The sequence below is a fragment of the Rhizobium sp. BK538 genome, from assembly GCF_014197575.1.
Classification (GTDB): Bacteria; Pseudomonadota; Alphaproteobacteria; order Rhizobiales; family Rhizobiaceae; genus Rhizobium.
Map to the genome: position 1 here is coordinate 185,725 of NZ_JACIFT010000008.1, position 12,545 is coordinate 198,269.

A 12,545-nucleotide genomic window follows, 5' to 3' on the forward strand; every position below is an offset into this window, starting at 1 on the left:
GCCTTCTGTGAACAATCGGAATCCGCCATATAGGGATCAAGTACAGCAGCCAAGGGACCTCTGAGGCACATGGACCGGCGCAAATTCCTTGGTATCGCTACAGGCGGCGCTTTCGCCGCCACCGCCGGTTCGCCTCTCTCATCCACGGCAGGAGAAAGACGCATGACCACCGAAACATCCTACGCTCTCACCCGCCCTGCCTATGTCGACCAGTCGCATCTCGTCGTCACCGACCTGCCGCTGGTTTCCAGTTTCTACCAATCCATGCTTGGCCTGAAGGTCATCGACAAAAGCGCCAGCGGCGAAGTGCTCGGCGTCGACAGCACGCCGCTTCTGACGCTGACGACGGGCAGGAATGTCCGTATCGCGCCGCGCAATGCCGCCGGGCTGTTCCATACAGCCTTCCTGATGCCCAACCGCACCGAATTGGCCCGCTGGCTGCGCCACGCCGCACACAACAACGTTGTTCTGGACGGCGCTTCCGATCACCTCGTCAGCGAAGCCATCTATCTCTCCGATCCCGAAGGCAACGGCATCGAGATCTATGCCGACCGTCCGCATGAGCAATGGAAGTTCCATCAGGACGGCCAGGTGGAAATGGCGACGCTTCGCCTCGACCTTCAGTCGCTCTACAACAGCGCACCTCACGATGCCTGGAACGGCATGGCAGACGGCACCGCCATCGGCCATATCCACCTGCAGGTCGGCAATATTCCGGAGGCAGACACCTTCTACCGCGATGTGCTCGGCCTGAAGCTCATGGCGCAGCGTCCCGGCGCCAGCTTCTTCGCGACCGGCGACTACCATCACCACATCGCCGCCAACGTCTGGAACAGCCGCGGCGCAGGAACCCGCGCGGACGGCATGAGCGGCCTCTCGGACTACACGCTTCGCTTCAATGAGAAGGCCTCGCTCGACAGGGCCATCGCCAAGCTCGACGAACTCGAGATCAAGAGCAAAAAGCACAATGGCGGCGTATTCCTGCGCGACCCGTGGGGTATCGGCCTGACGCTCTCTGCGTGACCCTCAGGAACTTGAAGGGGTTCCTGGGCGTTTCCGTGGCGAAGCATCTGGGCTTCCAGGGGACTTTGTAACGATGGGAATTGCCAACGGCATCCGCAAGCAGGCCGGCAAGATCACAATGGGCGAGCGCCCTATCAGCGCCTGGGCTGAAAAACTGCGCCAAGACGCGGAGGAGATGCCGCAGGCGCAGACACACCGCGCCGAAAAGGACGGGCTTGATATCACCATGGCCTGGGCGGTCATCGGCATCTTTGCGGTGCTTGCTCTTTCGGCCATCTACATGATGTCGCTCATTCTCGTCCCGGTGACGCTTGCCGTCGTCGTCGGAATGATTCTCGGGCTACTGGCGGAAAAGCTCAGCAGACTCGGCGTGCCGCGCATTACCAACGCCGTCATCCTGTCGACCGGCGTCGCGCTGGTGATCATCCTCGTCGCCAATTCGCTTGCCGGACCGCTGACAACCCTTGCCAATGAGGGCCCGGCCTTCGTCGAGAAGACGTTCAACCGGTTGATGCCCTATCTCGAACGGATCCGGTGGCTGCACATCACGCCGGAGACCTTCCAGGGCGGGCCGATGTCGAGCGAAAAGCTCCTGGAAAATACCGGCAACGTGCTGCATCTCATCAGCGCCAACCTGACCCCTGCCCTCATCCAGGCGTTGATCTTCTTCGCCGCGCTGCTGCTCTTCCTTGCCGGACGTGTCAGCCTGCGCAGATCGATCATCATGGTCTTCCGGACGCGCTCACAGCGGCTTGCCGCCATCCGGGTGATCAACGGCGTCGAACAGGTCCTCGGCTTCTACTTTGCCACGGCTTCGTTGGTCTATGCGTGCCTCGGCGTCATGATGATGGTGATCGCCTATCTTGGTGGTCTTTCGGCGCCGGTGCTCTGGGGCTTCTTTGCCTTTCTTTCGAGCTTCATTCCCTATCTCGGCATTGCCTCCATGACGCTGGCCGTCGCCATCGCAGGCATCCTCACACATGACGGCCTCTTAGTCGGCCTCATGCCAGCCGCGGCATTCTTCATCGTCCACCTCGTCATGGAAAATCTGGTCTTTCCGGCGGTGATGGGGAAGCGCCTGGAAATCAATCCTTTTGTGGTGTTTCTGGCAATTCTGTTCTGGACTTGGATGTGGGGCGCAGTTGGTGCTATGCTCGCGCTACCACTATCGCTGATTGTCATGACCATCGTCGATGAACTTTTCATCGAAGAGAGACTGCAACCGCAATTGCCGAAATAATTGAGGTAAGACGCGTCAGATGGCAGAAATCGATCTTGCAGAGTCCAGCCAGAACCGGCTGAAGAGCGGCATTCCCCCTTGGAGCCGCGCCGGAACAAAACCCACCTACCAGCCACTTCAGGATAATCTCAAGGTCGACGCGATGGTCATCGGCGGTGGGATTACCGGTGCGCTGATGGGCCAACATCTCTCAGAACGCGGACTTTCCGTGGTCATCGTCGATCGCGAGACGCCCGGTCTTGGCAGCACGGTGGCGAGCACAGCCATGCTGCAGTGGGAGATCGACCGAACGCTCGGCGAACTCGAGCATTTCTACGGGTTCGAGCGCGCCGTCGGCATCTATCGGCGAAGTGCCGCCTCGGTCGCTGGTCTCTCGAAGCTAATCGTCGCTAATCGCATCGCGTGCAACCTGCTGCCGCGGCAATCGCTGTTCCTGACCAGCAATCAGGAGGGCGCGGGTGATCTTCTGAGAGAGGTCGAGCTTCGTCGCCGAGCCGGTCTGCCCAGCCGCTACCTGGAGCATTGCGATCTCTTCACCGAGTTCGAACTTGATCGCGATGCGGGCATCCTGTCCCGCGGCTCGGCGGAGGCCGATCCGCTGCTCCTGACCTGGGCTCTGCTGGACATTGCGGTGAAGCAAGGCGTGCGTCTCATCGGCGCCTCGGTCACCAAACTCCATAGCGAGGGCGGGCGCGTGAGCGCCGAGACAGACGGCTCGTTCGTTATCGAAGCAGAAACAGCGGTACTCGCCACCGGCTACGCCATGCCGGGCATCGATATGCCGAAGCTGCATCGGACGACGTCGAGCTGGGCGCTGGCAACGATGCCGCAGGATCCGGCAATGCTGTGGCGCGATCAGGTGCTGATCTGGGAAGACAGCCACCCCTATCTCTACATGCGCACGACACCGGACGGGCGGATCATCGCCGGCGGCGAGGATGACGACACCGTCGATCCCGCGATCCGCGACGCCAAGCTTGCCGAAAAGATCATGACGATCCGGGAAAAGATGAAACGGCTCTGGTCAAGGGCCGATACCCGTGTCGCGACGGCATGGTGCGGAACGTTCGGGGAGACTGCGGACGGGCTGCCGCTGATTGGTCCCGTTCCCTTGATGCCGCAGGTCTATGCCGCCTATGGCTACGGCGGCAACGGCATCACTTTCTCCTATCTCGCGACGCAGGTCATCGGCGCAATGATCGGCGGAGGATACCGCGACTGGTTTGATGATTTCGCGCTCGATCGCGACGCACCGGCGTTCGTTGAGCGTCCGAGCATCAGTGAGGATCGCCGGGAGACCGCTCTCAACTAACTCACTGCGTCGTCTGGTCGTCGCCGGTGTCATCGACGTCCTGCAGGCGGACGAATTCGACGCCCTTGGCCTTCAGATCGAGGACCGCCTTGGCGACGCCCTCACCCGCGGCGTGGGTCGGCTGGTTGATGTGGGAAATCACCACGTCGCCGTCTTTGGCGGCCGCAATCCGCTTTTCCGTGACCGCAGCGCCGAGCAGCGAGCCGCCGTCTCCGTTCACGGAATAGCCGGCGATGCGGTATCCCATCTCGCGGATCTCGGCGATCGCGGACAGGTCATATTTGGCGGTCGAGCCGCGGAACCAGTGCGGCGAGGCAATGCCGGCCGCGACCATCGCATCGGCGCCGCCCTGCACTTCCTGGCGGACTGCTTCGGGCGAGCCGGCGGACGCAATGCCGTAAATCGAGACCGGCGTGTCCACGGCCGGAATATGGTTCTGCCCGTGGTTCTCGAGTTCGAACAGATCGGGGTTCTGCAGGAAGACCTGCAACGCCTGCGGATTGTGCTTCAGCCAGCGTGCGGTAACGAAGATCGTCGCGGGGATCCGCTCGCGGACCAGCACCGAGAGGATGCGGTCGTCGGCTTTGCCCATGCAGGCGTCGAATGTCAGTGCCACGCGCGCGTGACCCTTGACGCCAGAACGTGCAATGCGCAGATGCGGTTCCACGAGCTTTGGCCCGGGAGCCATCGTGGGCGCTTGCCTGAGGGGTGCGGTGACAATGGGCGCATCTTGCGGCGGCAGAGCGGCAGCGGCGGCAATCGAGACTGAGGCTATCAGCAGCGCCGGAGCGAGAAAAATACGATTCATATCAAAGAGAAGCCGTTCATTGTTCAAGCGCTGCATAACGCACGCAACGCGCCGGCGCCATGTGGTCTGATGCCGCTTGCCATCGCTCCTGCGATTCGCCGCCGGCTTCAGCGAAGGAGCTGATGCCTGAGGACTAAGGCTTCAGAAAGGCAGCGCCTGCAAATGCAGCCTGCGTGGCACTCGTGTCAATCATAGAGGTAGTATTTTTCCCACTTCTCCTTCGGCACCTTCTCGCCGATCTTATAGTCGAGCTCGCGAACATTCATGTGCTGCGGACCGGTGATGCAGGTGTAGGACAGGTGATACCAGTCTCCCTTGCTGCGGAAGACGGCGCCGGGCGCCTCCAGCCTATCGTCGCCGGGAACGGGATCCTTGAAGGTATAGGCAATGACTTTATCGGGTTTGTAGCCGGTATCGTCCTTGTTGATTCGGCTCATCGCCTCGGTGTCGCAGCTCTGTTCGAGACGGGTCGCGGGATCGAGCTTTTCGAGTTGCTTCTTGATTGCGGGATCAACGGCGAAGGCTGGAAAAGCAAGGCTAAATGCGGACAGAAGCAACACGAGACGTTTTGGCATTACGGTGGGATTCCTTTGCATTCTCATTCCAGAATCGCCTGTGGACGACCGGGGCTTTCACGGTCGAACAGGGGGCGAATTCCGGGCGACGTAGCGGACTTTCTTAAACAATGTGGTGACATCAAGGCAACGTGAGCATTCCTTCGGTTTTGACGCAGCCCTGTCTTCGGCGCTTGATCCGCGGCATCCGCGCCTCTATCTCTTGCCCACCTGACACCCCGTATCCGGAGCCTTCCTTGACCGTCTTCAAGAACCTGCCGAACCCGCCCGCTGCCGCCAAGAAGCCGATCTCCGATACGCGCCACGGCATCACCCGCACCGACGACTACGCCTGGCTGCGCGCCGACAACTGGCAGGCGATGTTCAAGGATCCATCGATCCTCGATCCCGCGATCCGCCGGCACCTGGAAGCCGAAAACGTCTACATGAACGCGGCGATGGAAGACACCAAGGCGCTGCAGAAGACGCTGTTCTCAGAGATGCGCGGCCGCATCAAGGAAGACGACAGTTCCGTGCCGATGAAGGACGGCGACTATGCCTACGGCACGTTCTTCGTCACCGGTGGCGAACAGCCGCGCTATTTCCGCATCCCCCGCAACGGCGACGTCAAGGACGAGACGATCCGCGCCGTCCTGCTCGACGGCGACAAGGAAGCCGCCGGCAAAGCCTATTTCCGGCTGGCGGGCCTCGACCATTCGACCGACCACAGCCGCGGCATCTGGGGCTATGACGACAAGGGTTCGGAATTCTACACACTGAAGGTGCGCGATCTGGCGACCGGCGAGGACATGGCCGATGTCATCGAGAACACCGGCGGCGGCGGTGCGTGGGCACCTGACGGCAAGAGCTTCTTCTACTCCGCGCTCGACGAGAACCACCGTCCGTCGAAGGTCTTCCACCACATCATCGGGACACCGCAAGCGGAAGACCGGCTGGTCTACGAGGAGAAGGATGCCGGCTTCTTCATGGGCGTCGGCGGCTCGCTTCTCGACGATTTCATCTACATCGACATCCACGACCACGAAACGTCGGAATACCGCCTGCTCTCCACCAAGGATCTGACGGCGGAGCCGAAGCTGGTGGCCGAGCGCGAGGAAGGCATCGAATATTCGATGACGGAAGGCGGCGACGTCTTCTACATCCTCACCAACGACGGCGACGCCAAGGATTTCAAGATCATGGAAGCGCCGGTTGAAGACCCGGGCAAGGCGAACTGGCGCGAGGTCGTGCCGCACAAGCCGGGAACCTTGATCATCAGCCACATGGCCTATGCCCGCCACCTGCTCTGGCTGGAGCGTAAGGACGGGCTGCCGCAGATCATCATCCGCGACCGTCGCACCGGCGAGGAGCATGCCATCGCCTTTGCCGAAGAGGCCTATTCGCTCGGGCTGCAGGGGGCCGCGGAATACGACGCCGACGTCATCCGCTTCTCCTATTCCTCGATGACGACGCCGTCGCAGCTTTACGACTACAACATGGTGACGCGCGAGCGCACGCTGCTGAAGACGCAGGAAGTGCCCTCCGGCCACAATCCCGACGACTATGTCACCCGCCGCGTCTTCGCCCCGGCCTGGGACGGCGTTGAGGTGCCGGTCACCCTGCTCTATCGCAAGGATACGCCGCTCGACGGCTCCGCGCCCTGCCTGCTCTATGGCTACGGCGCCTACGGCATCACCATTCCGGCCGGCTTCAACACCAACTGCCTATCTCTTGCCGATCGCGGCTTCGTCTATGCCATCGCCCATATCCGCGGCGGCAAGGACAAGGGCTTTGCCTGGTACGAAGACGGCAAGATGGAGAAGAAGACCAACACCTTCAAGGACTTCATCGCCGCCGCTGACTATCTGAATCAGGAGAAGTTCACCTCCTACGCCAACATCATCGCCGAGGGCGGCTCGGCCGGCGGCATGCTGATGGGCGCAGTTGCCAACATGGCACCGGAAAAGTTCGCCGGCCTGATCGCCGCGGTTCCCTTCGTCGATGTGCTGAACACCATGCTCGACGACACGCTGCCGCTGACCCCGCCGGAATGGCCGGAATGGGGCAACCCGATCGAAAGCAAGGAAGAATACGAACATATCGCCGCCTATTCGCCCTACGACAACGTCGGCGCGAAAGCCTATCCACCGATCCTGGCGCTCGGTGGCCTGACGGACCCGCGCGTCACCTACTGGGAGCCGGCAAAGTGGGTGGCAAGGCTGCGCGAGAAGACGACCGGCTCGGCGCCGATCCTCTTGAAGACCAATATGGATGCCGGCCATGGCGGCGCATCGGGACGCTTCCAGCGCCTCGAGGAGATCGCCTTCGAATACGCCTTCGCGATCAAGGTCGCGGGGAAGGTTTAGCGGGGATGTCACGTGCCGTAGGCGCCTGACACTAAAGTTACCCGCCCTCGCTTCCCTCATTCCTGTCCTTGTGACAGGAATCCGGCGCACGCAGGTCCTTGCGCGCCGAAGTCTCTATTCACGGCGCGGACGCGCCGTGGCTGGATTCCTGTCACAAGGACGGGAATGAGGCGGAGAGGTTGTGCGGCCGCTCTCCGGCTGATCACAGGAGGAAGCCCATGCCTGTCTACGTCGCTTTGCTTCGAGCTGTGAATGTCGGCGGCACGGGCAAGCTGCCGATGACGACGCTGAAGGCGGTCTGCGAAGAGCTCGGCTTCAGCGACGTGAAGACCTACATCCAGAGCGGCAACGTGCTGTTTCGCGCCGACGAGCCGGAAGCTGAGGTCGAGCAAAAGTTGGACGAGGCGCTCGGGAAGCTGCTCGGCAAGAAGCCCGGCGTGATGCTGCGCAGCCGCAAGGAGCTGGACGCGATTGCCGCCAACGCGCCCTTTCCCGACGCCAAGCCCAACTATTTGCTGGTGAGCTTCCTGCCCGAGGAAGCACCAAGCGATGCGCTGGACAAAATGGTCGCGCCCAATGGCGAAGAGGCAGTTCTCGCCGGGCGCGAAATCTATGTCCACTTCCCGATCGGCTCCGGCAAATCGAAGCTCAAGCTGCCGGCCTTGAAACCGGGAACGGCGCGCAACCTGAATACGGTACGCAAGCTCGCCGAGATGGCGGCTGCTATGGAAGACCGCTGAGATTTCGCTGTACCACCGCGGGGGCATATTTTAGAACATACTAAATAATCAGTATTGCGTCGCAGCATTCTCTTTCATCCGGCAAAGGAGAGATACGATGGCGACCTACCGACACAGCTTGCCGCAGCTCGAGGGCGGCTTCTTCGTGACCGATGGCGGCATGGAGACGACCTTCATCTTTCTCGACGGATTGCAGCTGCCGCACTTCGCATCGTTTGTGATGCTGGCCTCGGAGGAAGGGCGCGACCGGCTACAAGCCTACTATCGCCGCTATCTTGATATCGCCCGCAAGCATGGCGCCGGCTTCATTCTCGACACGCCGACATGGCGGGCTAATCCGGATTGGGGCGGGAAGCTCGGCTACACGCGCCAAGCGCTGCACGCGGCCAATGTCGGCAGCGTCGCGCTACTGGCAGGATTGCGCGGAAGGTACGAGCAACCGGGACGGCCGATCGTGATCAGCGGTGCCATCGGGCCGCGCGGCGACGGCTACAAGGCCGGCAACATGGATGCGTCCGAAGCCGAGGATTACCACAGCGTCCAGATCGGCAGCTTCGCCGAAAGCGATGCCGACATGGTGACCGCCTTCACGCTGACCAACATCGACGAGGCGATCGGCGTAGCGCGAGCGGCCGCTGCCAGAGGCATGCCCTGTGCGATCTCCTTCACCGTCGAGACGGACGGCAGGCTGGTGACCGGGCGCAGCATGCAGGAAGCGATCGAGACGACGGATGCGGCGACCGGCGGTTCACCCGCCTACTACATGATCAACTGCGCCCATCCGACGCATTTCGCCAAGGCGCTCGATCATCGCGCCAGCTGGACGAAACGCATCCGCGGGCTGCGCGCCAATGCCTCGCGCATGAGCCATGCGGAGCTCGACGAGAGCGAGACGCTCGATGCGGGCGATCCTGTTGATCTCGGGCAGCGCTACAGACAATTGATGCGCAAGATGCCACAGGTCAGGATCGTTGGCGGCTGCTGCGGCACCGATCACCGGCATGTGGCCGCCATCTGCGAGGCCTGTCTGCCGGAGCTCGCCCGCGCCTGAGGGTCAGTGCTCGGTGGCGTGCGCTGCCTTTTCAGCGCCATGGCCGCTTATGTCGGCGCCGGCGCTGCGCGAAAAGCGCAGGTTCCAGAACGTCGCAGTGATCGAGATCGCGGTCACGAAGAGGAAGGCTGCGGAGAAATCGTGGAGTTGCGGCGTCTCGCTGCCGTTGACCGTCATCGACGTGTGCAGCGCCAGCGCACCAACGCAGATGCCGAGCGACAGCATTAGCTGCTGGAACGTCGTGTAGAAGCTGGTGGCCGAACTCATGCGGTCGCGGTCGATCTCATCGTAGGCAACCGTGTTGTACGCCGTGAACTGGAACGACATGAAGAAGCCGCATATGACAAGGATCGCGAAGATCAAGCCCAACGGCCAATCGGGCCGGAAGGCAGCGCAAAGCGCATAGCCGCAAGTAGCGATGACGCCGTTTGCGACAAGGCTGTTTCGGAAGCCGAAGCGGCGTAGCACGCGCGGCGCAACGGCTTTCATCGCCATGGAGCCGATCGCTGCGGCTGTCACCAGTTGACCGGCCTTGGCTGCCGAGAGGCCGAAACCGAGCTGGAAATAGAGCGGCAGTAGGAAAGGCTGCGCGCCTTGCGTGATGCGGGTCAGCGAGCCCGCGATGACCGAGGTGCCGAAGCTTGGCACCTTCATCAGCGAGAAATCCATGATCGGCGACGGATAGCGGCGGGCGTGCTTGAGATAGGCTATGCCGAAGAGCAAGCCGACGGCGATCAGAAACACCGAGAAAGCGCCCTCGCCCGGCCGGCTCGAGCTTTCGAAGCCAAACAGTAGAGAGCCGAGCGCGATGCCGGAGAGGATGAAGCCAACCGTGTCGAACGGGCGCTTCGCTTCGCCCTTGAAGTCCTCGATGAAGATCGAGACCAGCGTGAAGCCGATGATGCCGATCGGCACATTGATGTAGAAGATCCAGCGCCAGTCGAGATAGGTGACGATCAGGCCACCGACCGGCGGACCAAGGATCGGGCCGATCAGCGCCGGCACCAGCAGCCACGACATGGCGTTGACCATGTCTTTGCGGTCGACGCTGCGCAGCAGCACGAGGCGGCCGACCGGCAGCATCATGGCGCCGCCAAGACCCTGCAGCAGTCGCGCCAGCACGAGACAGAGAAGATTGGGCGAAAGCGCGCAGAAGATGGAGCCGGTGACGAAGACGGCGATCGCCGAGCGGAAAACGGTGCGCGAACCGAAGCGATCGGCAATCAAACCGCTGGCCGGGATGAAGATCGCAAGACTGAGGAGGTAGGAGGTGAGCGCGATGCTCATCGACGGGGCGCTGACGCCGAAATCGCGTGCCATGGTCGGCAGCGCCGTCGCCAGTACGGTCGCGTCGAGCTGCTCCATGAACATGGCGCTCGCAACGATCATCGCTATCACGCGGAAATTGGGCTTGGCGCGCCCGATGGTGGCCGCCCGGTAGATCTGATCCGACATCGTCAGGGATCACTCGCAATGGCGTGGCCGGCGCGGAAGCGATGGCCGCGGTATGGTATGGCGTGATGCCAAAAGGGGAGATTGATGTATACGCGCGCAAATGTGGCGGCGTTATGCTTAAATGGAAAGGCAGCCGTGTCGTTTGGGAATGGCTGGGAAACCTGCTCAATTGCCGCGCAGCAGTGCTTCGTAATCCTGTCCGCCGGAGAAGATGTTGGTGATTTTGACCACGTCATCTTCGACGACGTGTATCACGATGCCTCTCTCAAAAACCGCCATGCGCAGGTTGGCGCCGAGGTCCGGTCTTGCCACACCATCGAATGCGCTCCATTCAGAAGCAGGATAAAATCCCACCACCGCATGTTGCTTGCAGCAACCGCCGCCGGGCACTACCTATGGAGCATGACCCAAGCCCTGCAGAATGTTGCGCGCACCGGCGCGCCCTTCGCCTTCGACAACAGCTATGCGCGGTTGCCGCAGCAGTTCTTTACGCGCCAGGCTCCCTCGCAAGCCGCCGAGCCGTGGCTGATCAAGCTGAACGAGCCGCTTGCGGAAGAACTCGGTCTTGATGTCGAGGCGCTGAAGCTTGATGGTGCTGCGATCTTTTCCGGCAACCTCGTGCCTGAAGGTGCAGATCCGTTAGCGATGGCCTATGCCGGGCACCAGTTCGGTGCTTTCGTGCCGCTGCTTGGCGACGGGCGGGCAATCCTGCTCGGCGAGGTGATCGACCGCAATGGTCAGCGCCGCGATATCCAGCTGAAGGGTGCCGGCCAGACGGCCTACTCTCGCCGCGGCGACGGCCGCGCCGCGCTCGGGCCGGTGCTGCGCGAATACATCGTCAGCGAGGCGATGTATGCACTCGGCGTGCCGGCGACCAGAGCGCTTGCAGCTGTTTCGACAGGGCAACCCGTCTATCGCGAAAGCATTCTGCCGGGCGCGGTCTTCACCCGCGTAGCCGCAAGCCACATCCGCGTCGGCACTTTCCAGTTCTTCACCGCGCGCGGCGATACGGACGGCGTGCGGGCGCTTGCCGACTATGTGATCGACCGGCACTATCCGGAACTCAAAGACAGGGACAATCCCTACCTCGCGCTCTACGAGGCCGTTTGCGAGCGGCAGGCTGCTTTGATCGCAAGGTGGCTGCATATCGGCTTCATCCACGGCGTCATGAACAGCGACAACATGGCCATTTCGGGTGAGACGATTGATTTCGGCCCCTGCGCCTTCATGGATGCCTACGATCCCCGCACCGTCTTCTCTTCGATCGACCAGGGCGGGCGCTATGCCTATGCCAACCAGCCCGGCATTGGCCAATGGAACCTGGCGCGCCTCGGCGAAACGCTATTGCCGCTCTTCGATGCCGATGCGGAAAGGGCCGTCGAGCTCGCCAACGTCGTGATCCAGCAATATGGCGAGCGCTTCCAGATCCACTGGCTTCGCGGCATGCGCGAGAAGATCGGCCTGACGACGGTCGAGGATGGCGATCTGGACCTTATCCAGTCACTGCTTGCCAGGATGCAGACGCAGCAGGCTGATTTTACCCTCGCCTTCCGCCGCCTTTCCGACGCTGGCGGCTCTGGAGATGGCGAGGCGCTTTTCCTCTCCACCTTCCGCGAACCGGATGGGGTAGGCGAATGGCTTGGCCGCTGGCGCGATCGCCTGACGCGCGACGAGGGCCGGACCGAGGACGGCCGCAGGACGGCAATGCGCGCCGTCAATCCCGCCTTCATTCCGCGCAACCATCGTATCGAGCAGGCGATCAATGCGGCCGTCGAAGATGGGGACTTCTCGCTCTTCGAGGCGTTGCTTGCAGTGCTCGCCAAGCCCTATGACGACCAGCCTGGCTTTGCGGCATACATGGAGCCGCCGAAGCCGGAAGAACGCGTGTTGCAGACCTTCTGCGGCACGTGATCGGGCGAGAACCTTCTCCCTCTGACACCTATGGTCGCAGTTGACGCTCGTTGCGACAGCACTATCTCGCTGATTCGCGGACTTT

The 12,545-nt window shown here is 62.0% G+C and carries 11 protein-coding genes; 7 read left to right on the plus strand and 4 right to left on the minus strand.

Annotated features, from left to right (window positions below):
* Window positions 1-162: 162 nt before the first annotated feature.
* The 3 genes from FHX09_RS12265 (at window position 163) to FHX09_RS12275 (ending at window position 3,575) form a co-directional block, all read left to right on the plus strand.
* Window positions 163-1,023, plus strand: a complete 861-nt coding sequence (locus FHX09_RS12265) for a VOC family protein (protein ID WP_132592104.1) — start codon at window positions 163-165, stop codon at window positions 1,021-1,023.
* Between the two features lie 73 nt (window positions 1,024-1,096).
* Window positions 1,097-2,263: an AI-2E family transporter gene (locus tag FHX09_RS12270; protein ID WP_183721318.1), complete on the plus strand. Its 1,167-nt coding sequence runs from the start codon at window positions 1,097-1,099 to the stop codon at window positions 2,261-2,263.
* Window positions 2,264-2,282: 19 nt separating this feature from the next.
* Complete coding sequence (locus tag FHX09_RS12275) at window positions 2,283-3,575, plus strand: FAD-dependent oxidoreductase (protein ID WP_132592108.1); 1,293 nt, start codon at window positions 2,283-2,285, stop codon at window positions 3,573-3,575.
* A 1-nt stretch (window position 3,576) separates the two neighbouring features.
* Here FHX09_RS12275 and FHX09_RS12280 read toward each other — a convergent pair whose 3' ends face one another.
* Window positions 3,577-4,383, minus strand: coding sequence for a polysaccharide deacetylase family protein (locus FHX09_RS12280; protein ID WP_132592110.1), 807 nt, complete (start codon window positions 4,381-4,383; stop codon window positions 3,577-3,579).
* Between the two features lie 185 nt (window positions 4,384-4,568).
* Window positions 4,569-4,958 (minus strand): DUF930 domain-containing protein, encoded by a 390-nt coding sequence (locus FHX09_RS12285; protein WP_007791921.1) that lies wholly within the window; start codon window positions 4,956-4,958, stop codon window positions 4,569-4,571.
* Between the two features lie 236 nt (window positions 4,959-5,194).
* Here FHX09_RS12285 and FHX09_RS12290 point away from each other — a divergent pair, with 236 nt between their 5' ends.
* The 3 genes from FHX09_RS12290 to FHX09_RS12300 all read left to right on the plus strand — a co-directional run bounded on the left by FHX09_RS12290 (window position 5,195) and on the right by FHX09_RS12300 (window position 9,094).
* Window positions 5,195-7,303: a S9 family peptidase gene (locus tag FHX09_RS12290; RefSeq protein ID WP_184450031.1), complete on the plus strand. Its 2,109-nt coding sequence runs from the start codon at window positions 5,195-5,197 to the stop codon at window positions 7,301-7,303.
* A gap of 218 nt (window positions 7,304-7,521) precedes the next feature.
* Window positions 7,522-8,043: a DUF1697 domain-containing protein gene (locus tag FHX09_RS12295; protein WP_132592114.1), complete on the plus strand. Its 522-nt coding sequence runs from the start codon at window positions 7,522-7,524 to the stop codon at window positions 8,041-8,043.
* A 97-nt stretch (window positions 8,044-8,140) separates the two neighbouring features.
* On the plus strand, window positions 8,141-9,094 hold the full coding sequence (locus tag FHX09_RS12300; protein WP_184450033.1) for a homocysteine S-methyltransferase family protein: 954 nt from the start codon (window positions 8,141-8,143) through the stop codon (window positions 9,092-9,094).
* A gap of 3 nt (window positions 9,095-9,097) precedes the next feature.
* Here FHX09_RS12300 and FHX09_RS12305 read toward each other — a convergent pair whose 3' ends face one another.
* A complete protein-coding gene (locus FHX09_RS12305) occupies window positions 9,098-10,549 on the minus strand; it encodes a DHA2 family efflux MFS transporter permease subunit (RefSeq protein ID WP_132592118.1) in 1,452 nt (483 codons plus the stop codon).
* Window positions 10,550-10,714: 165 nt separating this feature from the next.
* Window positions 10,715-10,861: a hypothetical protein gene (locus tag FHX09_RS12310; protein ID WP_184450035.1), complete on the minus strand. Its 147-nt coding sequence runs from the start codon at window positions 10,859-10,861 to the stop codon at window positions 10,715-10,717.
* 90 nt (window positions 10,862-10,951) lie between these two features.
* Between FHX09_RS12310 and FHX09_RS12315 the strand changes: the two genes are divergently transcribed.
* Window positions 10,952-12,460, plus strand: a complete 1,509-nt coding sequence (locus tag FHX09_RS12315) for a protein adenylyltransferase SelO (RefSeq protein WP_184450049.1) — start codon at window positions 10,952-10,954, stop codon at window positions 12,458-12,460.
* Window positions 12,461-12,545: the final 85 nt, after the last annotated feature.